The sequence below is a fragment of the Mannheimia kashgarensis genome (assembly GCF_041807705.1).
GTDB lineage: Bacteria > Pseudomonadota > Gammaproteobacteria > Enterobacterales > Pasteurellaceae > Mannheimia.
Map to the genome: position 1 here is coordinate 46,900 of NZ_JBGTYY010000002.1, position 24,144 is coordinate 71,043.

Consider the following 24,144-nt stretch of genomic DNA (forward strand, 5'->3'; position numbering starts at 1 on the left):
GATGTATAGATGTATACTAAGGGCTTTATACAAAAAGAGCTTGAATACGCTCAATCAGTTTAGCAGGCACTTGCATAGATTCCATCACGCCTTTTAAAATAAGCCCTTTACGAGCTGTGTTATTATTGGTAATCACCCAAAATGGTGAATCAGGAATCTGTTTAGCTTTTACACCGCTGCCTGTTGCTAAAATTTCTTCTTCGCTTTTTGAAAAATAGATACGTTCGTTACCCCGCACTTTTTCTGTAGCTTTAGCGAACGCAGTAGGATTAGAACGGTAGAGAGCGGCTAATAGCATAATAAAACGCACAACATTTTTATTTTCATTCATAAAATGCTCTGAATTTAAAATGTCTTCCAACTTAGCAACGGTTTTCTCCGCATTGGATTCATCTTTCTTGGTTGCCGCACGAGAAGGTGTTTTAACCAACTCTTTTAATTCGTTGATCATATGCTCTTGCACTAACACAAAAGGCTGAGGCGATTGCGGTAATCTGAGTAAACGACGCAAAATATCTGATGCCGTTTCACCAATAGATTGTGTACGACTGGCAATATATTGATATAATTCATCATCAATTTCGATTTTTTTCATCGGGATCCTCATTCTTTTTGAACATAATATAGCATTAATTATGTGTGCTATTATACGCATTTCTAAGCGTTTTTATAGAGGATCTTGATTGAAAAATTATGCTAAAAACGACATTTATATGACAAAAAAATCAGTTTTAAATTTTCTTTACCAGCCAGCCGTAAATAACCCAAACGCCCAAACAATGGTGCTCTTGCACGGATTATTTGGCGATATGAATAATTTAGGCATTATCGCCAAGTCATTTGCCGAAGATTATGCCGTGTTGAGGGTGGATCTTAGAAATCACGGTGGATCTTTCCACTCTCCCGAGATGGATTATGCGTTGATTGCTCAAGATTTAAAAGAGCTGTTTATTGAACAAAATATCCAAAATGCCATTATTGTAGGGCATTCTATGGGCGGAAAAAGTGCAATGGCATTAGCCAATCTTGCTCCAGAATTGGTGGATAAATTAATTGTGATTGATATTGCCCCTGTAACCTATACGCAAAACCGCCATAAGCAGATTATTGCAGGCTTATTTGCAGTAAAAGCAGAGAAGCCTCAAACTCGCCAACAGGCAAAAGTGGTAATGGCAGAGTATATTCCCGATGAAGGGGTTCAGCAATTTATGTTGAAATCCTTTGATGCACAAAGCGAGCAATCCTTCCGCTTTAATTTAACTGCATTAGCGCAAAATTATCAAAATTTAATGGATTGGAATGAGGTGTTTGTTGATAAACCAACACTGTTTATTAAAGGTGCGTTGTCGGATTATATTCTGGCAGAACATACGGAAACCATATTGAAACAATTTCCGCAAGCCAAATCCTTTATTGTTGCCAATGCGGATCATTGGGTTCACGCTGCAAAACCAGAAGCGGTTGTACGAGCTATTAACAAATTTTTAGAGAAATAGAAAATGCAAAGAGATACGTTATTTTCCGCACCGATTGAAAAATTGGGTGATTTTACTTTTGATGAATCGGTGGCAGAAGTTTTTCCAGATATGATCCAACGCTCTGTACCGGGCTATTCTAATATTATTACTGCCATTGGAATGTTGGCGGAACGCTTTGTAACAGATAATTCAACGGTTTATGATTTAGGCTGTTCAAGAGGAGCGGGGATTTTATCTATTCGCCGAAATATAAAAGCTCAAAATGTACAAATCATTGGAGTGGATAATTCACAGCCAATGGTAGAGCGTTGTAAAACGCACTTAAGTGCTTACCATTCGGATATTCCTGTTGAAATTCTACTCGATGATATTCGCCAAATTGAAATTAATAATGCCTCAATGGTGGTACTTAATTTCACGTTACAATTTCTGCCGAGAGAAGATCGTCTGGCTCTGTTACAAAAAATTTATCAAGGATTAAATTCAAAGGGGATTTTGGTGCTATCTGAGAAATTCACTTTTGAAAGCGAGGCGATGAATGAGCTATTGATTGATCTTCACCACACATTCAAACGAGCAAATGGCTATAGCGAATTAGAAGTCAGCCAAAAGCGTAATGCGTTAGAAAATGTAATGCGAACCGATAGTATCGAAACGCACAAATCACGCTTGAAACAGGCGGGCTTTGAGCAAATCGAATTATGGTTTCAATGTTTTAATTTCGGCTCAATGATTGCAATTAAATCTTAACAAGCGGTGATTTTTTATAAAAGTTTTGCAACTTAAAGGAAAATAAAAACAGCGTGCTCTTTTTTATTTACAACAAAGCTGAGAATAATCAGTTATAATGATCCGATAATTATTTGGAGGTAAATGTATGGCAACGATAAAAGATGTCGCCAAACAGGCTGGAGTCTCAACCACAACGGTTTCACACGTTATCAATAAAACCCGCTTTGTGGCGGAAGACACTACCAAAGCTGTTTGGGAGGCAATTAAAACATTAAATTATTCTCCTAGTGCGGTGGCTCGCAGTTTAAAAATTAATACGACTAAATCGATTGGTATGATTATCACCACTAGCGAATCGCCATTTTTTGCAGAAATTGTGTTGGCAGTGGAGGAATTTTGCTACAGCAAAGGTTACTCACTGTTTTTGTGTAATACACAAAATAAGTCAGAAAAGATTCAAAACCACTTAGATATGCTCATCAAAAAAAGAGTGGATGGTATTTTAGTAATGTGTTCGGAATATACAGCTAATTCATTCGATATTTTTGCAAATACACACCTCCCGATGGTAATTATGGACTGGGGCAGAAGTGATGAACGTTACGATGTGATTTTAGATCACGGCTTTGATGGTGGTTATTTGGCGACTCAACATCTCATTGAAAATGGGCATAAAAACATTGCGGTCATTACAGGAAATTTAGAGAAAGAACTTGCCCGCAGGCGTTTTGAAGGGGTGAAAAAAGCATTATCCGATGTTGACTTATCTATCCGTAATGAATGGATTCAAGAGGGAGATTTTGAGCCTGAGGGTGGCTATGAATGTATGAATAACCTGCTTAAAAATAGAGATCTACCGACAGCAGTATTTTGCTTTAATGATGTGATGGCATTAGGGGCAATTTCTGCTATTACGGAGAAAGGCTTAAATGTGCCGCAAGATATTTCTGTGATCGGGTATGATAATGTACATAGCTCACGCTTTTATGCACCGCCACTCACTACAATACACCAATCAAAATCACGTTTGGGGGCTGCTGCTTTAGAGCTATTACTAGAGCGTATAGAGAATAACGAAAAAGCGAAAGAGCCTAAAGTTTTAGAGTTTTTCCCAGAATTAGTAAAACGCAAATCAGTAAGAAATTTAACAATTAAGGAGTAATATGGAAACGTTAATTGAATTTTTTAGTAGCTATGGATACTGGGCAGTATTTTTGGTTTTACTTGCCTGTGGATTTGGTTTACCTATTCCAGAAGATATCACCTTAGTTTCGGGTGGTGTAATTTCAGGGCTAGGTTATACCAACGTGCATTGGATGTTGGTTGTGAGTATGCTTGGTGTACTTATTGGCGATAGCACAATGTACTGGCTAGGTAGAATCTATGGCGAAAAAATTCTACAGTTTCCACTTATCCGAAAAATTGCCACGCCTGAACGCTTTGCTATGGTGCAAGAGCGTTTTGAAACACAAGGCTGGAAATTACTCTTTATGGCTCGATTCTTACCGGGTTTACGTGCGGTAGTCTATCTAGTATCAGGTATTACTCGAAAAGTGAGCTTCGTAAAGTTCTTACTTGTTGATTTCTTTGCTGCGATTATTTCTGTACCAATTTGGGTCTATTTGGGCGATTATGGTGCATCTAACTTAGGCTGGTTAAAAGAACAGGTTAGTAATGGTCAGCACGCTATTTTTGCTATTCTAGGCATTGTTATTTTATTTTTCGGTTGGAAATGGTATAAAAAGAAAAAAGCAAAATCAGCGGAATAAATAGAGATGAAAATGACAAAAGGCTATCAACGTTGATAGCCTTTTGCTTTGGAACTAGCTGGACTAGAATTTTTATCATAACCAGTTGATTTCAAAAGATATTTTTTATTTATTTCTTTACCTGTGTTCCTAAAATAAAAAATCAATTCGGTGCGGGATATATTTAGGAAAGTATCATAACCCCTCTACCAACATTTCACAAATTTTCCGCAAAAAAACTCTCAAAAAAAACTTTTTTAAAACTATCTCACTTTTCTCTATTCACACTTTTTGTATGTAACCCTTTGATTTTTATTTGTTTTTTGTAAGTGCTTAAACACTTGTGAAGTGATAGGTTTCCCACTTTTTGATGCTGCTTGTATGATTTTTGCGCATAAGAAAGCCTAGCGGGTGGGCTAGGCTGTTGGTTTAGTCGTTCCATTCGTTTAAAGAATGGACGATATTGATGTAATAAATGTTGGTTACGTTGATGCCGTCCTTTATTCTCGTTCGTAAGGGCTGTTTGCTCCCTCGTTCTTTTAGTGCGTATTCAAATGCCTGTCTAAATCGGTTGCGTTGTAGTGGGTTGGGAATGCCCATTCGCTCGCAGTAATATAAGTAGGCAGAATGTAATGCCGTGCGGTGTGCATCCGGTCGTCGGCTACTTCCAAGGGTTAAGCCGTTGATGATTTCCCGTGCTTCGAAGTGTTTGGCAAATTGGAGAATGTGATCGTTCTCTTCTTTGACTTCGAGAGCTTCTTCACTGTGCTTTTGTGCTTCAAGCAGTTGCTTCGCCACGATTGGATCGGGAAATGCGTCTAGCAGTAAGCGCACAATTCCACCGGCTTCTTGTTCCAGTTTTTGCGGTAACTCAAAGTCTTTTTCTTCTTCACGCACCACTTTGTTAAATTGGAAGATAACACGCCGCCGTGAGGTGCCGCCTTTTTGCTCTTTGAAGATGATCGGGCTGTTGCCGGTAATCAAGAACACGGCTTTCACGGTGTCTTGGAATGCACCACGGTAGAGCGGGCGAAAGCTGATACTATCCCCGCCGGTGATTGATCGTAGAATGCCGCCGTCGCTGATATAACTCTCTTGGTCGGGCGAATAGCACAGGGTTTTATCAATCAGACCGCAGCGCATTGTCGGGTTCTCTAAATCCTTTAAGCTGATCGAAGCCGTGTTATCATCACCACCCGCCAAAATTCGGGCTAGGTGGTTGAATACGCTTTTACCCGTACCACCTGCGCCGGTAATTTCAAGAAAGAGCTGCCATTCGTGGCGGTTGGTCAATATCATATATAACGCCGCCAGAATGCGCTGTTTTTTCTCGTCGTTGCTGTCGCTTACCCAATTCAGCCATTTGTCAAAGTTGGGAGTGGCGGTTTGGGTAGAGTAGTAATCGATATTGATGAACGACGTTAAAAAATGCCGTTCATCGTGCGGCATAAAGTCGCCAGTCTGTTTATGAAGTACGCCGTTAGCAAAGGCGAGTAAATGCGGATCGGCTTTGCTCATTGGTTCGCTTTCATATTTCAGCAGTTCAAGCAGATTTTTAATGTTGTTCGCACTGTAACGTGAAACGCCTTTTGCCTTGAAGAAGGTCAAAAAGTTTCGCCCCATTTGGCTGTCTTCGACAATCTCCCATTTTTTGCCGGTGTAGTGGTAAATCGCTTTGCTTAGGTCGTTAATTCGCAGCGGTTTTTCATACCATTTCAAAAATTCGGCCAGTTTCTCATTGTCGCCCATTTCTTTAAATAGCGCAGTGAATTCAGCTTTGCGTTGCTCGTCGGTTTTACTGCTTTCTACCACCTGTTCCGCCAGTGTGCTGCCTTGGCGCAGTCGGGCGATGTAGTCGCTGGCATTTTCCAGCACTTGCCCGATATTGTCGTGAAATGCCACCGTGCGCGCGTCGGTCAGTTTGGCAAGGTTTAAGCAGATTGCCGTCTTGTGGTGTTCGCTTAGGTTGCCGAATTGGTAAATATCGACCACCTGCCGATTTTGTGGCGCAAGGCGTAATTGTGAAATTTCCGCCAGTTGCTTGTCACCCAGCACGATCGGCGATTGGTGGCGGTCTGCTTTAATGGTTTCGCATAGAAAAATCCATTCTTGCCCATTACCACCGCCAAAGGCTTCCCACGCTTGCGAACCGGCTAAAATCGTCAGGGCGTGTAGTGGCTCATCTTTCTGCTGTTTCAAGTGTGGTGCGTTCTTAATGTTTGCCATTACTGCCCCCTTGTGCTTGGTTTTCCAGTAGTTCCAGTGAAAATGCCATTTGTTGGCGTAACTGTTTAAATTGCTCTACCAAAAAGCACATCACTGTACTGTACAGCAGAAATTCTTGAACCTGTTTTGCTGTCGGCTCGTCTTCGTCTCGTGGTGCTTTGGGCATTTGTGCCAGTAGTACGCGCTCAAATACCGCCAATTCATCCATACACTTCTTCGCAGAATTAGGGCGCACTATGGCAATGCCGGCTAAATTCTCGCCCAGCTCGTCTAATACGACAGCACTAAACGGGAAAGGTGGTAAGTTTGTACCTTGCTCAAAGTTGCTGGATGTGATCGCGACAGATTGCTGTTCTGTTTCGTTGAAGTCGCTCCAATCAAGTAGGGCTTCTTGTTGATTACGCATTTTTGCCCCCTTCTACAAAGTCTTGGATTTGGTTCACGGTCTCGGTTAAAGATTTCGCAATCAGCTCTAAGCTGTCTTGAAATTCCCCTGCTTTGGCGTCGCTTGGACTGACCTTCTTAGTAGATTGAGCAGTGAAACGGTGTTCCATAGTGCGCCGATTTGGTCTTGTAGGATTGGTTTAGGCATAGCGCACCTCCTTAGCGTTTAAGGTGTGGGCGTTGAATGCGCTATCAGGTAGGCGGCCGAGTGGGATAAGCACATAATCACGGGCAATCAGGGCGCGTGCCTGTGTTTCGTTATTGGCAAGGACGCGGATTTGTTCCGCTTTGGTTTTGTCGTAATGTTGGCGGGAAATGCCTAAGAATTGGTAGATCATTGCTGAAAACTCCGTTTGTAGATTTTGAACATCTACCGCAAGTTTCCACGCTTGGCGGTAGAGCGTAACGGGGTGGAAAACTGTCTCAAACGGAAAACAGCCAACGATTAAACGTTGCCCGTTACGCCCTACCATTGAGAGAAGTGCCGATCCAAGTTTGGATTGGCTTCTTTTAGGTGTGCGTAAGCCACGAACAAAAAAAGCACGAGTTAAAAGGCGTGCTAGTGTTCGCCGTTTGATATTATTCGAGTTTCCACGCTCGGCTGTGGATTTTGCCACAGCAAGGGCAATATAAATCGCTTTGGTTAAAGGTGTCAAATGGTTTTTAGGTGAAATAAATTCATTTTCTTGTGATTTTTGATGAATTTTGTTCAAAATGATGTTACAATATACTCGCATTTTAAGAAGTCCTATTCGGTAAATGTCATTTCATCAAGTTTAATTTCTAGAAATCCTGTGGAAACGGGGGAAAATGCGGCGAAGGAAATCGCCGCTTTTTTTATGCCTGCTTTCCAAGCTGTGTAATAGCGTGTTGAATTTGGCTTTCACTAAACGGCGTGAAATTTGCGTAACTTTTGCGATTTCTCCCCGCTTGTAGTTTGCTGTTATAAAGCTGTGCTAATTTGTGGATTTGTTCCGCATTAGCTGCTTTATAGCTGTAAGGTCGCCCAGCAGGTGATGTGTGGCGCACGTGTATCAGCTCTTCATCGATAAGCTTTTCAATATCGTAAGCGTAGTTGCGGGCGTTCAGGTGGTAGCCGTCTTCGATAAAGTCTTTTTCAGTAAAACCGTGCTGCGGGTGAGTGATCAAACATTGAATTGCTTTCATTATCACAGACATAATTACCCCCTTTTTGCTTCTTGCGCCGCAATCCATTCACGGATTTCAGATAAATTCCAGCGAATATGATTTTGTGATAGGCGGATAGGTTTCGGGAAGGTTGGATCGTCTTTCATCAAGCTGTTTAGCTTGGTGCGTTTGATGCCGATCATTGTCATTGTGTCTTGGGTTGTTCCCCATACTGCTTCCGCAGTTGGGGCTTTATGGGGTGGGATATGAGAAAGTGTCATTGTAAATCCTCTCTTAACTTAACTTTTGATTGATTAAGCAACGTTGCGAGAGGAATTTTAGAGAATAGGAAAAAAGAGAATAATTAGTTGAAGATGCTTATGTATATATAAAAGCTACTTATGATCCACTTTTTCTTTTGCGTGGTGGTTTACCCTTGTTCGGATCAAGGTCTTTAATCCAACGAATTACTGTTTGAGTTGTTTGCTTTAAATCTAGCTCGAATATAACACTAAGCGCCATATTGTTTTGTGATACACTTGGATCTTCTTTCCATTTTTGCTTGGCTAATGCTTGGGCATTTAATTCAGCCTCACTTTTCTTTTTAGGTATTTTACCTTTTTTAATTCTATCTACCTTAGGGCTTAATCTAACTTCATCTAATATAACCATTTTATCGGCTTCAATAATTGTAAGATAAAAGTCTTTCATTATTTCTGTAATCTTATTTGTTTTATCTACCATATTAGCAACTTGAATAGCCATTTCTTTATCCAGTATAGATGCATTGATTAAAAATGATATAATCTTATTTGTTTGTTCCATATGGTGTTCAATGTGCTTTTTTAATCCATCAATAGCAATGTCAATTAATAATTCATTAGTTTCTAGCTCATCTGAAATATTTCTTAGCATTCTTGATATTTTTTCTTTATCGCCTTCATTCTTGTAACTGCGCAAGGCTACTGTTGCTATCTTGGTATAAGCAGATAAATGGGTTAAATCTACTTCCTGATTATTCTCCTTACATATTTTTTCCAGTTGTGATAGGAAACTTTCTTTTATTAATTTTGCGTCTTCTTTATTCATTAAATAATCCTAGTGATTTTATCTTGTTATGTTATAATTACCACCGCTAACTTTGAGTAGCAATAGGGGAAGGTTAAAACCTTCATTTAAAATTTTATTGGACAAAGTAAGCAGTAAATAAATGGTGATGGTAATAGTAAAAAGCCGATAGTTGTGAAACTAACGGCTTTTTTTCTGATAACTTCTTGTGTTCTTGCTTTTGATTGCTCGGCGGTAAAAAAACGCCCTGCCTTGACATCTTCCTGCCCTCGGCGGATTTTTTCCGCTAGAAATTCATTGTAGCCTTGTTCTTTAAGTAGCATTTTTCGCCCCTTGTGTTATCGCTTGTTAAGTAACAATAGCACAGAAACGATAAAAAAAGAACAGTTACCGCCATTTCGCCATTGATTGCTGCATTGTCGCAATATAGACGTTTTTCGCTTCATTGATTGCCCGTGCTTCGCCGGCATTTTTGGCTTTTTCCATAAAGTGCGCACCTTTCATTTTCTTAGTACCTCGGTCAAGCATAAACCAGTAAAACGGATCTGTTTTATCTTTGGTGTTGGCTGATACTGCCGCCATTTTCTTTCCACCTGCGCGGCGTATTCTGATCACGCCTTTTCCGCTTAATTGCCCATCTTTGCGTTTGATTTTTATCCGGTGGCGCAAGTTGTTTTTCACTGTGCCTTTTTGCCGGTATTCCGTACTTTTCCCTAAAACCGGAATAAGTGGCTTAGCGATATTCTTATATAATTTCACGCCTGCTTTTAAGCCTTCGCGCATTGCTTTTTTCTGCGCGCTGGCTAGGTCGTTTTGAAATTGGGTTAATTTTTTTGAAATTAAATCGGCAAAACCAGCCATATATTACCCCTTGATTTTATTTAATCGTTCTAGTTTTTTGTTTAGGCGTTGAATAAGTAAATCATTCCCTAGTGTAAATTCTTGTTTCTGTTTATTTACGGCAATCATTATTCGCTTTTTTAAACAAATTTTTAATTCATTCAGCGGATATGGTTCTTTATCATTCCACAAGCTCATAAAAGTATAAGGTGGTGTGCCACGATGTAAGTAATAATCTATGGCGAGATCCATTAAAACAAAATTATTTTTAGCAATTTTTGCTTTCATTTTGGTGTCCTTATTTTAGGGTTAAATTAAAGTTATAAATCTATTCCGTTGAATTGACTTAATTCATTTTTTTGCTGTTCGCTCATATCAAAGGCTAAATCACCGTGTTCTAGCTGATAAGTGCCGAGAGCCATTAGAAAGGCGATCGCTGGGTCGATTTTGTTTGCGGATTTCTTTTTATTCGGTTTGATGTTGGCGTTTGCGTCGGTTTCCATAACCACGTTTGACAACGCCCACGCAAGCACGGGGTCGCCGTTATGCTCAATCATCTGCCGATTTATCAATACTTCCGCCGATTTCGCCACGGGGCTGTAACGTTGGTAGGTTTGCGGAAACGGCTCAACATCCAGCCCGTAGCCTTGTAGCTGTGTTCTTAGGTGCGTGGCGTTCCATACGTCGAAGCCGATCATCTTGATTTCCCATTTCTCGCTGTCTTTGAATATCTCATCTCTGATTTGGTCGTAGTCGATACAGTCGCCCTTGGTAATGCGTAGCCAGCCCATTCTTGCCCATTGGCGATAGATAGCACGGTTTTTGTTTGCCACGTTTTCAAGTTGATATTCGGGGATGTAGTGGCGTGTGATAATCCGTGCTTTGTTGTCGTTGGTCGGGAAAATGTAGCAGACGCTCGTCAAGTCGTTAGTGCTGGATAGGTCTAGCCCCATATAGCACGCCTTGCCGTATAGCTCGCTTTCGGTGTAGGTGCGCTCGCACGCTTTCCAGTTGCCTTCGCCTAGCCACGGGGTTGTGCCGTTGCACCACACATTAAAGCGTTTGGTGAGCATTTCCACCCATTCGGACGGAATACCACGGGCTTTTGCTATGGTGTTTTCAAAATCGGCATAGGGTATCGATTTGCCTATATTCGGATTGGCTTTGATCCACATTTCGGGGCTATCAACTTCGCTTTCGTCGTCCAGTTCGAAAATCAGAATAAAAATGCTCTCGTTTTTCTCCGTGCCGTCGAGAATTTGGCAGCAGTAATCATAGTGCTGTTTACAGGCGGAAATTGTGTTACTGCCGGCGGTGGTAATGGCGAATAGTAGCCCTTCCGGTCGCGCACCTTGCCCCAGTTCCAGCGCAGAATAGACGCTGTTATCGGGGTGTAAGTGGTATTCGTCCACGATCGCAAGACTGGGGTTTGTGCCTTCTATGGTGCTGGATTTCGCCGCAAGCGGTCGCATTAGGCTGTTTTTTTGCGAATAGAGCATTTTATGCTGTTGAATGGTGAGCCGTTTTTTCAGTGGGGCGGATAACTGCGCCATTTTCTTGGCGTCATCAAACACAATCCGCGCCTGATCACGGCTTACGGCGGCGGTGTAAATATCTTGCTGACCGTTTTCCATTATTAGAAACCAGTTCGCCAGCACGGCCGCCACGGTCGATTTCGCATTTTTCCGCGCCACTTGGACGTAAGCCGAACGATATTTGCGCAAGCCACTTTCGGCGTGTTTAAAGCCGAGTAGGTTCGCAAAAAGAAAGATCTGCCAGTCTGAAAGCTCTATCGGTTGTTTGTACAAATGCCCCTTGACGTGCGGGCAAAGGCGGGAAAATTTGATGAATTTCTCCACCGTTTCCACATCGAAAATGTAAGCAGGGTTGGCTAAGTCGGCAAAGTAGCGCGCGACGGCTTGTTTTATGCGGCGGCAAGCGTTGATTTCGCCACTTTCTACCGCCACGGCGTAGGCGTGCCACGATTTTTCGTTCGTCATAGGGTGTCTAATTCGTCTTGTTCTTGGGTATCGATTGGCGTTTTACGACGGCTCACAGGGTCAAAACCGAGTAGGGAAGACATCTTAATGATGATTTTCTCCGCTTCGCTTTTGGCCGTCAGTGCCGGATTGCGTGCTTCTGTGCCTTGGCTGTTGGTAATACTAAAACCACGCTCCGCCAAGTCTTGAACCGCGCGGCAGTAAAGCGAGTAGTTCACGCAATAAAGCTCTAAGTTGGTGTAGTCTTCATCGGTAATATCGCCACGCTCGGCAAGTACTGCGATTTTGCGCTTCCACTGATCGCGTGCGATTTCATCTAAATAGCTCGGGGCTTCGGGGATGTTCTTTTTTGTCATTTTGTTTTCTGTCTATATTTTCTAAAAAATTGTCGTGCGTAAAAATTTAATTGGGGGGGCGGTTCTTAGCGGTTGAGCTTTTCTTTCCAAAACTCCCCCCACTGGCTGAAATTGTTTAATTTTTGCGCGAAGCTCAAATTTGAGCTTTGTTTATTTATTAAACGAAGTCCAAAGTTGGATTTCGTTCATTTATTCAGCCAATCCAAATTTGGATTGGCTAAGGTATCAGGGTTTTCTTTATCCCTTCACTTCTTCGCACCATATCCGCGTTTGTCTATCTCTCGTGTCTTGTAGCTGTGGCAATAACGGCAAAGGGCTTGATGATTAGACTGTACCCAAAACAGCGGGTCGGCTTGCCCATTCTCTACGGGCTTGATATGGTCTATCACGGTTGCCGGTGTGTAATCGCCTTTGGCTAAACACATCACACACAGGGGATGTTGAGCTAAGTAGCCTTTGCGGTACTTTGTCCACTGGTGATCGTAGCCACGCTTTGCCGCACTTTCGCGGGTGTCCTTCGGTTTGTGTTCATCACATCGCCCAGACTTGACGCGGTTACGGCAACCGGGGAAGGTGCAACGGCGCAAGGGTTGAAACGGCATTCTGTCAGCTCCTAATAGATTGCCGGTTCGCGGTATGGCTTCCATAACGCACTAATCGCAAATGGCACTTCATACAGTTGAACGTCGGCCACGGCTTCACGGTTTGCGTATAAATGCCCGATCAACATCAGGCAACCGACCTTAATCCCCTTTGTGAAGATTACGGTTTTATCGGTGGTCGTATCGCCCCACGTTTTGCCGATATAGTTCTGCGCCACTTCTTCCGCACTCTCCGCCAAGAGTTCAAGCAGTTCATCGTCTAAGCTATGCTCTACGCGCAAGTGTGCTTTAATTTCGTCTAAGTCAATATTAGCCATTGTGCGCTTCTCCTTCTTTACACATAAGCTGTAATTCTTCGTGGCGTTCGTGAAAGTCGATAACATCAAAAATCGAAAATATCCGCTCGCCGTACTTAATCCGCATTTTTCGAACAATCACTAAATCAGGGCGATAGCGCACCCGAATACGGGTGATGTTCTCGCCGATTTGAAAAGCACCACTAAAATACTCACGCCCTGAAATCGGTTCGATACTGGCTCTTAATGTGATGACATCTTGCCAATTCTGCTTCATCGTAGATCCGCTGCGAATAATCTTGCCTTGGTTATCCGGTTTCGCTGGCGCAATTCGTTGAAGCGTGATCACCTTATCGAATTTTCCGGCTCTAACCATTCGCGCCATTTTCGCCCCCTTGCTTGACTTCTACGGTCTGTTTCCACGCTTGCGAATACTCATCACCGCCAACATAAGGCAATAGCCCTTCACGCTTACGCGCTTCATTCGGGGAAAGAATGCCCGCCTTAATAGCGGTTTCGTAGCTTTGAAATCGCTCTTGCTGATTGGTGCGCAGTAAGTCGCTGGTGTCGAACTCAATCACGTACCGCTTCCTGCTTTGGCTATTGAGATCAATCATCAAGGCATCTTTTAATTGCTGTTCAAAATTGACTAAATGCGGGCGCAAGGTTTGCCCCAAGAACGCACGGCTGGCTTCGCTGAAATTGGCGTAGCTGGAATGCGAATAATCTTGTAGGAAAATGGGCGAAATGTTGAAAATGCGCGCCACATCTTCAATCGTGAATTTTCGGCTGGCCAACCATTCCGCATCTTGGTTACTCATTCCCAACTGTTTGTATTCCATACCGCCTTCTAAAATCGGCGTTTTACCGGCATTCTTCGCCCCTTGATAGCGTTTCAAGGCTTCGATTGCCTTTTGACCTTTGGCTTGATCGAACCATTCCGCCGTGGTCACAATACCGCCCGCCATTAAGCCGTTTTTCATAATGCTTGCGCCGTGCTTCTGTTGGGCAAGGCCTAATCCCACTGCTTCACGGCAGACGGTAATCGGCGAACGCCCCATAAAGCCGTCGTGGCTGGCGTGGCGTAGGTGTAGCACTTCATCTTGAAGATAGGTGCTTACTTTGCCGTTGAAGTCTGTGATTTGATACAGATATGCGCCCGTGGTGGTGCGTTGGACGTTTACCGCGTGCGGCGGGTAGGGGGTCAGGCTTTCCGGTTGCCCTTTATCATTCCAGCCGATCACGGCGTATGCGTTGCCGGTTAAAAGAACGTGGCGCATCATCACTTCTTTAAACTGGTAGGGCGTTTGGTTGCGGTTCGGCATTTCATTCAGCAGATATTCCACCGAATGATTTTCTACCCGTTCGCGCCCGTCGGCGTTCACTTCGAACAGATAGCAAGGCATACTTGCCACCGCTTGCGCAATCACATTGACTGCATTCAATACCGCGGGCAGGGCTTCGGCGGTTTGTGGGCTAACATATTCGCCCGCGCCGGTATTGGCTGCGCCGATAATCCCCAGCACATCATCCACCGTAAAAGAACGGGTTTCAGGCTTCTTCTTAAAAAATCCAAACATCGTTAGCCCTCCGCCACAGCCAACCATTTACGGCGGTTTTCGTCTTGCCAGTTTGCGGATTTTTCGCTTTTTGCGACCGCTTGCGAACGTTTCAAAATGGCTAGACTGCTGTCTGGATATGCCGGAATGCTGGTTACGGTAATTTCGAATAGCTCTGCTTCGGTCACGGTGCGCAAATTCGGCTCTACGGAAAAATCCCACTCGTTCTTTTTGGCAATGAAACCAAAGGACATTCCGCGAATGTCGCCACGTTCCACGCTTACCAGCAGATCGCGCCCTAGTTGGTTATCCGGTGGGGTGAGTTCAAAACGTAAACCAATCGCGTCTTCTTGTAGTGAAAGTGTACCGCTTGATGTGCGTCCAAGCAGTTTTGTATGGTCGTGTTCAAACAGCGCGCGCACATCTTGCCCACCCGTCAAAGAATGGCTAAACGCATTCGGGGCGAAACGTTCGATATATTCGCCCCACAGCAATTCACTGTCTTTATTCCACTGCACCACATAGCCGGTGAGCTTCTTGTTTTCGCTGTCTGCGGTCAGCGTACTGCTGCGGATCTCTAATTCTGTTGTCATTGTATTTCCTTAGACAAAAAAGGGGCGAAAATCGCCCCTGTGGTGGTTATGCTTAGGCTTTACCTTCAAGCACCTTGATAGCGTTGCTATCGACCACGCCACCGCCTAAATACTTATCCGTGTGGACTTTATAGAAGCCCGGTTCGGTAATGTTGTCAGGGCGAGTGCGCACGCCGGTTTCGTGATCCACGATTGTATAACCACGTTTGAAATCACCTACTGCTAAGAATGGCTGTTCGACCGCCACATCCGGCATTGTTTCAAGGTAATAGACCGGCAAGCCTAACAGTGTGGACGGTGCGCCCGCTTGTAAGCCGTCGCGCCAAATGTAATCGCCGTTGCCGTTCTTCAATTTCTGAATAGTACCGGCGGTTTGTGAGTTCATAACCCACACTGCATTTTTGCGATAACCAGCTTTGAGTGAGTAGAGTAGATCGATTAGCACATCCGCATTCAGTTTGTCGGTTTTCACTTCCATTTTTTGAAGTGTGCCGAATGCGCGGGTTTTGTCGTTGTCGGTAGTGCGTGGGTAGTGTAAAAAGCCTTTAGCCATTTTCTCGCCCGTACCGTTCACAAGATCGCTTTCTTCGGTTTCGGCGAAAGTATCTGTAATTTCATCTGTCAGCCAGCCGAGAATATCTACGCCGCCAAAATCTAAAATCTCTTGCGTGGATTTTGGATACGCAAAGACATTGTGAACAGCGATCGTGACTTCGTTCATTTTCGGCGTGTTTGTACCGGTGCGCGCTTCGCCTTCTGTACCACGGCCAACGGTTGCACCACCCGCAGAAACGAGTTTTTTATACTCTTTCGCTCCCACCGGCAAACGTACGGTATGCGCAAGTGAGCGCATTACGCTTTCATCGGCAAGGCGTTTCATCACTTCGCCGTCTAACTGTGGGATAACTGAATAGCCCCCATCTGCACCGCCATTCGTATTTGTCGCTAGTGTGCGCAGTTCGCCCGTTTTAATCCAGTGGCGTAATTCATCATTACTTGGGGCTTTTGTGGCTTTCTCGGCTTTCTGATAAGCCGGATTACTGCGCTCTTCTTCGGTGACGCTTTCCAAGCGTTCGATCTCGGTTTTGAGTTCGTCCACTTTTGCTTTTAAGGCATCAAATTTACCGCCTTCTTCTTCATTCAAAGAGCGATTTTCTTTGTCGGCATTCGCCAGCATTTCGCGCATTTGCTCAACCGCTTGCGCTTTTTGTTGGCGTAGTTCTTGGAGTTTTTTAAACATTAGCATTTTCCTTATGATTAAGTGTTTGGAATTGATAGCAAACGCGATACGTTAATGCCGAACTCACCCACGCATTATTTTCTGTGTCGTATTCGTAATCGTAAGATTGATTGAAATCGGCGGTTAGCGAGAAGCTGTCGAAGTCGTGGAATAAGATTGCTTGATTGATTTTCTCATTCAGCTCATCTAAAACGGCTTCGCCTTGGTGGAAAGGTAAGTAAGTCAAAATGACTAGATCAGCTTCCCACTCGATATTTCCAATCGTAACGGGCTGCCCTTCTGCGCCATTGAGATAAACCGCAATCATCGGCAATTCATCATCGAGATTGAGAATTTTCGGTAATCCATTGTGGAAATAGGTAACTTCTTCAATTTCACCGCTTAAAAAGTTGATAACTTCTTGTCTAATTTTGTTATGGATTAGCATCAAAACCCCGCTCAAAAATCCGTTAAATCCTTATTCTAAGGATTTAAAAATTGAACTTGAATAGGATGTTTTTTGTGCGAAAAAATACGATAAAAAATGAAAGCTAAATTTACATTTCTTTTCAGATAGGATGTTTTCTTGTTTGGTAGTAGGTTTGAGATAAATCACTTTATCACTTATAACTCACTTCTATATTTTCCTTTATATATCAATCATTTATTTCTTTTTTAATTGAAAAAGTGAGAAAGTGAGTTATATATAAGAAATAATATATAAAAAGAGATAAGTAAAAATAAAGCCTAGCGGGTTTGCTAGGCTTGGAAGGTTTAGGGGAGTTTTGCCAGTATCGAGAAAGTGGAGCATTGTTCTACATAATCGCCCCACGCCTGCATTACAGGCTTACGCTGCTCTAAATAGGTTGAACGGTTATAAACTTGGCTTACTTCGCTGCCGACTGCGTGAGCTAAACAGGCTTCAGCCACCTCATAGCCTACGCCATTTTCAGCAAGCCACGTTCGCGCCACTGCGCGCAATCCGTGCGCGTCTGTCTGCCGGCATATCCCATCGAATTTATCGCTTTGTTTGCTGTTTCTTTATTCATCGGCTGGTTTGGCTTGCTGTAATGCGGAAACACAAAACGAGAATTACCGGAAATCGCTTTCATCTTCTCTAAAATAGCAATGGCTTGAGTAGAAAGCGGTACAGTATGCGAATTTGCGCCTTTCTTCGTCTTCTTCATCTTGTCGGCTGGTATCGTCCATAGCTTTTCTAACCAGTCAATTTCGCACCATTCGACGCTTACCGCTTCTGCGGGGCGAACCATTGTCAAAAGCTCCCATTGGATCAAAATCTTTGTAACTAAATCGCGGTTAGAGTTATGAAGCGTGTTCAGAAATTCCGGTAACTCTTCGGGGCGAATAGCCGGATTGTTCTGCTTAGGCTTCTTACTGAATGCTTCGCCGACCTTCTCACAGTAGTTAAACTGTAATAAGCCGGTATTCACGGCATAATTTAGAATTTGATTGGTCAAACGGATCAGGCGGTGCAGTGTGTCGCTTTTCCCGGCTGCATTTAACGGTTTGAGCGTTTCCACAAGTAAATATGGCGTGATTGCATTAATAGGATGATGACCTAGCTTTTGAAAGAGGTATTTTTCCAGCCGTTGCCAATTCTTTTCCATTGTGAGCGGTTCGACATCATTTTGCCGTTTAACCCGCCAATTCTCGGCAACTTTATAAAAAGTGCTTGAACGAGTTTGTAGGTCTGCGATTTTTTGTTCTTTTTGATGTATCTGCGGATCGATATTTTGAGCCAATAAAGCCCGATATTCATCGCGCTTTGCTCTTGCCTGCGCAAGAGAAATTTCAGGATAAGCACCAATCCCTAAATTTGTGCGTTTGGGTGGCTCTGTCAAAGGTCGATAGTAATTGAAAAGCCAAGATTTTGAGCCATTAGACTTTACACGCAAAAAAAGCCCTTGCCCATCCATTAGACTGTAATCTTTCTCTTTGGGCTTAGCTTTATCTACTTCGGTATTTGTAAGGGGTTTTGTTACTCTTGCCATAATTTAGGAACACGGGAATTTTAGGAACACGAAAAATAAAAACTTTGTAAGCCTTGCTCTTCAAGGCTTGTGAGATTTTTAGGAACACAGAATTTTACGTATTATAACCTGTGTTCCTAACTGTGTTCCTAAAATCTGCGGTTAAACGCGAAAAAATACGGTAGGAAATGATAAGTAAAAAGGGCTTAAAAACACGAAATCCCTTGATAATCAAGGGCTTTGCGAAAGGTTGCGTTAAGTTACGCTAGGAATAATGGTGCGACTAGCTGGACTCGAACCAGTGACCCCCACCATGTCAAGGTGGTGCTCTAACCAACTGAGCTATAGTCGCATTAATGGGAAGCATTCTATTGGAAAAAAGAGGACTGTGCAATATGCTTTTTCTTGAATGCTCTTATTTTAAACGCTTTTGCGTGAAAATCTGTTTATCTTCCCAGCGGAGCATTGTTAAATGGCTTCCCCAAGCACAGCCAGTGTCTAAAGCGTGAATATTTCGATAAGGGCATTTACCCATTAAACTTGCCCAATGTCCAAAAATAATTTCTTGTTCTTTATAGAGAGGATTATCTAATTCAAACCAAGCCACAAGATCTTTGGGGGCTTCTTCAACTGGTAATTTACACTCAAAATCTAACCGCTTGTCGGTGTAGCAAAAACGCATACGGGTTAGCACATTAATGATATAACGCCAGCGTTCAATTCCTTGTAAATCTTCAGACCATCGTTGCGGATTATTTTCATACATTTGAGCGATATAATCAGCGTATTCTGAACTTTGTAGCACTCTTTCGGCTTCTTTCGCACAATTTAATGTGGTAGCTAAATCCCATTCTGGGCTAATGCCTGCGTGAACAAGGAGAAATTTATGCGTTGGGTGATGGATTGCAAGCGGTCGATTTCTTAGCCAATTTTGCAATTCCAGACGATCTTCTACTTGGAAAATAGGATCAACTTTATCATTCGGCTTTACTCGTTTGATACCAAGCAATGTAGAAAGTAAATGTAGGTCGTGATTACCTAAAACAGTTTTAGCATTATTGGTAGGATCTTTTACAAAACGTAGGCAAGCTAGAGAATCTTCACCACGAGCAACTAAATCGCCCGTTAAAAATAGTTCATCTTGCTCAGGAGTGTAATTGGCTTTTTCCAATAAAAGCTGAAATTCCTTAAAGCAACCGTGCAGGTCGCCTACAATATAAGTTGCCATTGATGATTTCCCTAAAATAGGCTAGGGGCAAATTGCAATTTGCCCCTACAACACTAGATAATATTTCCCACAATAGAACGGGTTTCTAACCGTACTTCGGTTAATTTAACGCGTACAGATTGTCCGATTTGGTAGGCTTTTTCGCCCTTGATGTAAATTGCCAATTCTTCTTGGCGGTATTCCATCTCATCTTTATTGTCGTGTAAAGTTGAGAATGGTACGAAAATTTGAGCACCATTTTGAATGACTTTAGCACGCAAACCACCTCGAGAAACATCTGCAATTTCACACTCAAATTCGACCGCGTGTTCTATCATTGGGAAAAGATAGCGAGCATAGAGCCAGTCAGCAATATCACGTTCTACTAATCGGTTTTGGCGGCGAGCTTCTTGCAGACGAGTAAGTACGTTTTCTTCCACCGTTGAGGATTGTTTACCTAACAATACTTGCTTGATTAAACGGTGATTTACCATATCGCCATATTTGCGGATTGGCGATGTCCAAGTGGCATAGTGACTGATCCCCAAGCCAAAATGAGGGGCAACCTCTGATTTAAATTCCGCAAAAGTAAGGTAGCGGCGTAAGCGAAGTTCCAAGAATTTCTCCGGGAAATCTTGAATATCACGCTGCATTTCACAATAGCCTTCTAAGGTTGCTAAGCGTTCAGCAGAATAGCGTTCTGCCAGTTTATCACGGTTTTCATCTGTTGCTAAGGTTTGCAGTAAAAATGATTTAACCAATTCATAATTTTTCGGATCAAAACCTGAATGCGTGTTGAATACACCTGTTCGGGCGTGTTGGCTTAGGAATTTGGCACAGCTGATGTTAGCAATAATCATTGATTCTTCAATCATTTGATTTGCAATACGGCGATATTCAATGTGAATATCTTTAACAGAACCATCTTCATTTAGCTCAAATTTATAATCGCCTTGCTCTTTGAATAATAAGGCATTTTTAGCACGCCATTGGATACGCGCTTGTGTGAATTGGTGCAACCAGTCGATTTGTTGCTTAGTTTCTTCCGATTCTGGCTGCCACGCATTTGCTACGCCTTCAAGGTAATCAGAGACATTGTCATAAGCCAGTCTGTCTTTCGATTTAATCCAAGCAGAGGTGAAGGTTGCTTCTTTAGTGAAATTGCCTTCTAAATCGGTTTCTATAAAGCCTACTAATGCAGGGCGTTTCTCATTCGGTACAAGTGAGCAGAGATCATCAGACAATTCACGAGGTAACATTGGAATGTTAAAGCCCGGTAAATAGTTGGTGAAGCAACGCTGGCGAGCCGCTTTCTCAATATTAGAGTTTTCAGGAATATAGGCAGTTGGGTCTGCAATCGCCACCACTAAACGCCAGCCTATTTGCATATCGTTCTCTTTGATTGGCTCGATATATAACGCATCGTCCATATCTTGCGTGCTTGGGCTATCGATTGTTGTGAAGTAAAGATGAGTTAAATCTTCACGCTCTAATTCATCGTGCAATTCATAGCTTTTTTCATTGGCAACAGGTTCACGAGGTTGTTCGTGGCGAGCAAGCGTTACCCACCAAGGAGCGAAATTATCGTCCTCTTTACAAATAAATTGCGTTACTTGAGCAAAGAAAAAACGGTCATCACGCAAAGGGTGCTTTTTTAATTGTGCCACAACCCAATCGCCATTTTCTAATTTTTCAGTTACTTTTTTGTGCGTATTGGCAGGAATAGTTTGCTTAATGCTTGGGTGATCAACGGCTAATTGTAATTTACCTTCTTTATTTAAACGCACTTGAGCGATAAATCTATCAAGCATCGGTTCAAGTAGAGAATCAATTTCCACTTGTTCTTTGTCGCCATCTCGTTTGACTACAGCTTTAACAGAATCGCCGTGCATTACTTTCTTCATTTCCATTGGCGGAATGAAGTAACTTTTTTTATCGCATTCTAAAAAGCCGAATGCTTTATCTGAGGCTTTTACAAAGCCTTCTACATATTCTTTGCTGGCTTCAATTTGTTGTTTGAGTTGGGCTAAAAGGGGATTGTTTTGAAACATAATTTCTCATTTTAAAAATAAAAAAAGGTGCTATCGTTGCACCGAAAAAACAATGGCATTATAACGGATTTGAACCAAGTTCAGCAAATAAATGCTGTTGCTATAATTTATAAAGGTTAGTAGAATATAATCCATTTAAAAATAATGGAGACTTTTCAATGAAAAAATTACTTGCAATTGCAACAGTATTTTCTTTAGCAGCCTGTTCTACTCAAACACTTGAACTATCTCCTGCTAAGGAAGCTCAATATGATCGTGTTCAACACTTCTTTGTTTCTGGGCTTGCTCAAAAACAAGAGATAGATGCAGCAAAAATTTGTAATGGTGCAGATAAGGTAGGAAAGGTAGAAACTGAAACTACTTTCTTTAATGGCTTGTTAGGTACAATTACTTATGGTATCTATTCACCTCGCCAAATCCGTGTATATTGTAACTAATCCTAGTAATTTAAGGAGTTTAAAATGAAAAAATTGCTTGCTATATCTGTATTAACAGCCCTGCTGACTACGGCATGTACAACACAAACTGCCCATATTGGCGGCAAAGTTACTGATAATATTAAACCAACTAAGAGTGTAACTCAGTCGTTCTTTATAGGCGGGATTGGACAAGAAGAAACATTGAACGTTACCGAGATTTGTGGTTCGACAGATAAAGTTAATCAAGTAGAAACTGTTTTATCTGGTAGTAATATTCTAGTTGGTATTGTTACTATTGGTATTTATACTCCTCGTACAGCAAACGTATATTGTAAATAATACTAATAAATGTAGAAAAAACGGACTTAAGAATTAAGTCCGTTTTTTCTATTAATTAATCGTTTTAATCATCACCTAATTCGCCCATTGCCATTACGCTGAAACCGGCATCAACGTGTAACACTTCGCCTGTTACGCCTGACGCTAAATCCGAGCATAAGAAAGCAGCAGAGTTACCCACATCATCAATAGTCACGGTGCGACGTAGAGCAGCAGTTTTCTCGAAAGCAGAAAGCATTTTCTTGAAGTTTTTAATGCCTGATGCTGCTAATGTACGGATCGGACCGGCTGAAATCGCATTTACACGAATACCTTCTTTACCTAAATCGGCTGCCATTACACGGGTTGCTGCTTCTAAAGAGGCTTTGGCTAAGCACATTACATTGTAGTTAGGGATTGCACGCTCTGCACCTAAGTAGCTTAAGGTTAAAAGAGCGGCATTTTCATTTAAGAACGAGCGAGCAGCTTGAGCCATTGCGACGAAGCTGTAAGCACTGATGTCGTGTGCAATACGATAACCTTCACGGGTTGCGGCATTCACATAATCGCCGTCTAATTGGTCGCCTGGTGCAAATGCGATAGCGTGAACAAAACCGTCAAATTTCTCCCAGTGTTTGCTTAATTCAGTAAAACACTCAGTAATGCTTTCATCGGTTGCTACATCTAACGGAAGTATAATTTCTGAACCAAATTCTTTGGCAAACTCTTCAACACGCGGTTTTAATTTATCGTTTAAGTAGGTGAATGCTAATTCTGCACCTTGTTGTTTCATTGCATTTGCAATACCGTAAGCGATTGAACGATTACTTGCTAAACCTGTAACTAAAATACGTTTGCCAGTTAAGATACCCATAAAAAATTCCTCTATTTGTATTAATCGGGGTCAAAATTGTGTCGATTATAGCGGATATAGAGAGTACGGGCAAATAGAGTTGATGGCTCATCGGATCAGAAATCCCTTCTTGATTGTTCATCAAAGAAGGGATTTTGAGAGAAGTTATGCAGTAGTTTGAGCAATAATATTTTGTTGTGGCTTAATTGCCCCTGTTAATTCGGCTAATTCTTCCATACGGTTAATATGAATATATTTGCCTTGTACGGAAATCATACCGCTTTTCTGGAAACGCCCAAGTAGGCGGCTGATGGTTTCAATGGTAAGTCCTAAATAGTTGCCGATATCGCCACGAGTCATTGTTAATCTAAACTCTTTTGCTGAAAAGCCTCGAGCGGAATAACGTTGGGAAAGGTTATATAAGAAAGCAGCTAATTTTTCTTCTGCATTCATTTTAGAGAGCAATAAAATCATTTCTTGGTCGCTCTTAATTTCATTACTCATTAAACGCATAATTTGATGACGGATTTTCGGCATTTTACCTGCGAGGTCATCTAAAATATCAAAGGGAATTTCGCAAATCATCGAAGTTTCTAATGCTTGAGCATAACCTTCGTGTTGCATATTGGTAATAGCATCAAAACCAATTAAATCACCAGGTAGATGAAAGCCTGTAATTTGCTCTTCACCACTCTCACTTAACGTATAGGCTTTTAATGTACCAGAACGAATAGCATAAAGAGAACGTAGCTCATCGCCAGATTTAAAAATCACTTGTGATTTTTGAACAGGCTTTTTACGCTCAATAATATTATCAAGCTGTGTTAGCTCTGTTTCATTTAGTGTAAAGGGTAAACATAGCTGGCTAATGCTACAATTCTGGCAATGGATTGTACAAGCGTGGCGTCCTGAGGGTTTTAATTCTGAGACAATTTTCATCTATTCAACCTTAGAAGATTAGAAAAATATTTCTAAATTTGATTTAGAACAAAGTTTACCATTAAATTTTAATGAAG

General features: G+C 42.2%; 30 protein-coding genes, 1 tRNA gene and 1 pseudogene. 6 read left to right on the forward strand and 26 right to left on the reverse strand.

Features of this window, described 5'->3' with window-relative positions:
• Window positions 1-25: 25 nt before the first annotated feature.
• Window positions 26-595 (reverse strand): replication initiation negative regulator SeqA, encoded by a 570-nt coding sequence (seqA, locus tag ACERCF_RS01460; RefSeq protein ID WP_373611406.1) that lies wholly within the window; start codon window positions 593-595, stop codon window positions 26-28.
• Window positions 596-713: 118 nt separating this feature from the next.
• Here seqA and ACERCF_RS01465 point away from each other — a divergent pair, with 118 nt between their 5' ends.
• From ACERCF_RS01465 to ACERCF_RS01480, 4 genes are all read left to right on the forward strand, one after another.
• Complete coding sequence (locus tag ACERCF_RS01465; RefSeq protein WP_373624367.1) at window positions 714-1,496, forward strand: alpha/beta fold hydrolase; 783 nt, start codon at window positions 714-716, stop codon at window positions 1,494-1,496.
• A 3-nt stretch (window positions 1,497-1,499) separates the two neighbouring features.
• On the forward strand, window positions 1,500-2,228 hold the full coding sequence (cmoA, locus tag ACERCF_RS01470) for a carboxy-S-adenosyl-L-methionine synthase CmoA (protein WP_373624368.1): 729 nt from the start codon (window positions 1,500-1,502) through the stop codon (window positions 2,226-2,228).
• Between the two features lie 127 nt (window positions 2,229-2,355).
• Entirely contained in the window at window positions 2,356-3,372 is a 1,017-nt protein-coding gene (gene purR, locus ACERCF_RS01475; protein WP_373611409.1) for an HTH-type transcriptional repressor PurR, read from the forward strand.
• Between the two features lies 1 nt (window position 3,373).
• Window positions 3,374-3,979 carry a DedA family protein gene (locus tag ACERCF_RS01480; RefSeq protein WP_373624369.1) on the forward strand — a complete coding sequence of 202 codons (606 nt, stop codon included), beginning with the start codon at window positions 3,374-3,376 and terminating at the stop codon, window positions 3,977-3,979.
• A gap of 408 nt (window positions 3,980-4,387) precedes the next feature.
• Here the strand turns inward: ACERCF_RS01480 and ACERCF_RS01485 are convergent, their stop codons facing one another.
• The 23 genes and pseudogenes from ACERCF_RS01485 to ACERCF_RS01595 form a co-directional block, all read right to left on the reverse strand.
• A complete protein-coding gene (locus ACERCF_RS01485; protein ID WP_373624370.1) occupies window positions 4,388-6,184 on the reverse strand; it encodes a DNA primase family protein in 1,797 nt (598 codons plus the stop codon).
• Window positions 6,171-6,590, reverse strand: coding sequence for a hypothetical protein (locus tag ACERCF_RS01490; protein ID WP_373624371.1), 420 nt, complete (start codon window positions 6,588-6,590; stop codon window positions 6,171-6,173). The genes ACERCF_RS01485 and ACERCF_RS01490 overlap by 14 nt, the downstream gene beginning before the upstream one ends.
• Complete coding sequence (locus tag ACERCF_RS01495; RefSeq protein ID WP_373624372.1) at window positions 6,583-6,738, reverse strand: hypothetical protein; 156 nt, start codon at window positions 6,736-6,738, stop codon at window positions 6,583-6,585. The genes ACERCF_RS01490 and ACERCF_RS01495 overlap by 8 nt, the downstream gene beginning before the upstream one ends.
• A gap of 30 nt (window positions 6,739-6,768) precedes the next feature.
• On the reverse strand, window positions 6,769-7,365 hold the full coding sequence (locus tag ACERCF_RS01500) for a host cell division inhibitor Icd-like protein (RefSeq protein ID WP_373624373.1): 597 nt from the start codon (window positions 7,363-7,365) through the stop codon (window positions 6,769-6,771).
• 100 nt (window positions 7,366-7,465) lie between these two features.
• Window positions 7,466-7,807, reverse strand: coding sequence for a hypothetical protein (locus ACERCF_RS01505; RefSeq protein WP_373624374.1), 342 nt, complete (start codon window positions 7,805-7,807; stop codon window positions 7,466-7,468).
• Window positions 7,808-7,809: 2 nt separating this feature from the next.
• Complete coding sequence (locus ACERCF_RS01510) at window positions 7,810-8,037, reverse strand: helix-turn-helix transcriptional regulator (protein WP_025235898.1); 228 nt, start codon at window positions 8,035-8,037, stop codon at window positions 7,810-7,812.
• A 118-nt stretch (window positions 8,038-8,155) separates the two neighbouring features.
• Complete coding sequence (locus ACERCF_RS01515) at window positions 8,156-8,845, reverse strand: hypothetical protein (RefSeq protein WP_373624375.1); 690 nt, start codon at window positions 8,843-8,845, stop codon at window positions 8,156-8,158.
• Window positions 8,846-8,931: 86 nt separating this feature from the next.
• Window positions 8,932-9,147: a hypothetical protein gene (locus ACERCF_RS01520; RefSeq protein ID WP_373624376.1), complete on the reverse strand. Its 216-nt coding sequence runs from the start codon at window positions 9,145-9,147 to the stop codon at window positions 8,932-8,934.
• Window positions 9,148-9,211: 64 nt separating this feature from the next.
• Window positions 9,212-9,685 carry an HK97-gp10 family putative phage morphogenesis protein gene (locus ACERCF_RS01525; RefSeq protein WP_373624377.1) on the reverse strand — a complete coding sequence of 158 codons (474 nt, stop codon included), beginning with the start codon at window positions 9,683-9,685 and terminating at the stop codon, window positions 9,212-9,214.
• A gap of 3 nt (window positions 9,686-9,688) precedes the next feature.
• On the reverse strand, window positions 9,689-9,952 hold the full coding sequence (locus tag ACERCF_RS01530) for a hypothetical protein (protein ID WP_025235901.1): 264 nt from the start codon (window positions 9,950-9,952) through the stop codon (window positions 9,689-9,691).
• A 32-nt stretch (window positions 9,953-9,984) separates the two neighbouring features.
• A complete protein-coding gene (locus ACERCF_RS01535; protein ID WP_373624378.1) occupies window positions 9,985-11,664 on the reverse strand; it encodes a terminase large subunit in 1,680 nt (559 codons plus the stop codon).
• Window positions 11,661-12,020, reverse strand: a complete 360-nt coding sequence (locus tag ACERCF_RS01540) for a phage terminase small subunit P27 family (protein WP_373624379.1) — start codon at window positions 12,018-12,020, stop codon at window positions 11,661-11,663. The genes ACERCF_RS01535 and ACERCF_RS01540 overlap by 4 nt, the downstream gene beginning before the upstream one ends.
• A gap of 245 nt (window positions 12,021-12,265) precedes the next feature.
• Window positions 12,266-12,622, reverse strand: coding sequence for an HNH endonuclease signature motif containing protein (locus tag ACERCF_RS01545; RefSeq protein ID WP_373624380.1), 357 nt, complete (start codon window positions 12,620-12,622; stop codon window positions 12,266-12,268).
• Window positions 12,623-12,633: 11 nt separating this feature from the next.
• Window positions 12,634-12,939, reverse strand: coding sequence for a head-tail connector protein (locus tag ACERCF_RS01550; RefSeq protein WP_025235905.1), 306 nt, complete (start codon window positions 12,937-12,939; stop codon window positions 12,634-12,636).
• The gene (locus tag ACERCF_RS01555; protein WP_025235906.1) at window positions 12,932-13,303 is read right to left on the reverse strand and encodes a phage head closure protein; all 372 of its coding nucleotides are present in this window, start codon (window positions 13,301-13,303) and stop codon (window positions 12,932-12,934) included. Before ACERCF_RS01555 ends, ACERCF_RS01550 begins: the two co-directional genes overlap by 8 nt.
• Window positions 13,287-14,498, reverse strand: a complete 1,212-nt coding sequence (locus ACERCF_RS01560) for a phage portal protein (RefSeq protein ID WP_373624381.1) — start codon at window positions 14,496-14,498, stop codon at window positions 13,287-13,289. The genes ACERCF_RS01555 and ACERCF_RS01560 overlap by 17 nt, the downstream gene beginning before the upstream one ends.
• Window positions 14,499-14,500: 2 nt before the next feature.
• Window positions 14,501-15,070 carry an HK97 family phage prohead protease gene (locus tag ACERCF_RS01565; protein ID WP_373624382.1) on the reverse strand — a complete coding sequence of 190 codons (570 nt, stop codon included), beginning with the start codon at window positions 15,068-15,070 and terminating at the stop codon, window positions 14,501-14,503.
• A 52-nt stretch (window positions 15,071-15,122) separates the two neighbouring features.
• A complete protein-coding gene (locus ACERCF_RS01570) occupies window positions 15,123-16,310 on the reverse strand; it encodes a phage major capsid protein (RefSeq protein ID WP_373624383.1) in 1,188 nt (395 codons plus the stop codon).
• Entirely contained in the window at window positions 16,303-16,737 is a 435-nt protein-coding gene (gpU, locus tag ACERCF_RS01575; protein ID WP_373624384.1) for a phage tail terminator protein, read from the reverse strand. Before gpU ends, ACERCF_RS01570 begins: the two co-directional genes overlap by 8 nt.
• Before the next feature lie 326 nt (window positions 16,738-17,063).
• Window positions 17,064-18,301, reverse strand: a pseudogene (locus ACERCF_RS01580) (integrase arm-type DNA-binding domain-containing protein).
• Between the two features lie 254 nt (window positions 18,302-18,555).
• Window positions 18,556-18,632: transfer RNA gene (locus tag ACERCF_RS01585), tRNA-Val, on the reverse strand.
• Window positions 18,633-18,695: 63 nt separating this feature from the next.
• Window positions 18,696-19,508: a bis(5'-nucleosyl)-tetraphosphatase (symmetrical) ApaH gene (apaH, locus tag ACERCF_RS01590; RefSeq protein WP_373624385.1), complete on the reverse strand. Its 813-nt coding sequence runs from the start codon at window positions 19,506-19,508 to the stop codon at window positions 18,696-18,698.
• Window positions 19,509-19,561: 53 nt separating this feature from the next.
• Window positions 19,562-21,538, reverse strand: coding sequence for an exoribonuclease II (locus ACERCF_RS01595; protein ID WP_373624386.1), 1,977 nt, complete (start codon window positions 21,536-21,538; stop codon window positions 19,562-19,564).
• Window positions 21,539-21,696: 158 nt separating this feature from the next.
• Here ACERCF_RS01595 and ACERCF_RS01600 point away from each other — a divergent pair, with 158 nt between their 5' ends.
• Together ACERCF_RS01600 and ACERCF_RS01605 are read left to right on the forward strand one after the other, a co-directional pair.
• On the forward strand, window positions 21,697-21,975 hold the full coding sequence (locus ACERCF_RS01600; protein WP_006248149.1) for a Bor family protein: 279 nt from the start codon (window positions 21,697-21,699) through the stop codon (window positions 21,973-21,975).
• 24 nt (window positions 21,976-21,999) lie between these two features.
• Window positions 22,000-22,296, forward strand: a complete 297-nt coding sequence (locus ACERCF_RS01605) for a Bor family protein (RefSeq protein ID WP_373624387.1) — start codon at window positions 22,000-22,002, stop codon at window positions 22,294-22,296.
• A 64-nt stretch (window positions 22,297-22,360) separates the two neighbouring features.
• Here the strand turns inward: ACERCF_RS01605 and ACERCF_RS01610 are convergent, their stop codons facing one another.
• Together ACERCF_RS01610 and ACERCF_RS01615 are read right to left on the reverse strand one after the other, a co-directional pair.
• Window positions 22,361-23,149: an SDR family oxidoreductase gene (locus ACERCF_RS01610; protein WP_373624388.1), complete on the reverse strand. Its 789-nt coding sequence runs from the start codon at window positions 23,147-23,149 to the stop codon at window positions 22,361-22,363.
• A 144-nt stretch (window positions 23,150-23,293) separates the two neighbouring features.
• Complete coding sequence (locus ACERCF_RS01615; RefSeq protein WP_373611415.1) at window positions 23,294-24,067, reverse strand: FNR family transcription factor; 774 nt, start codon at window positions 24,065-24,067, stop codon at window positions 23,294-23,296.
• Between the last annotated feature and the right edge of the window lie 77 nt (window positions 24,068-24,144).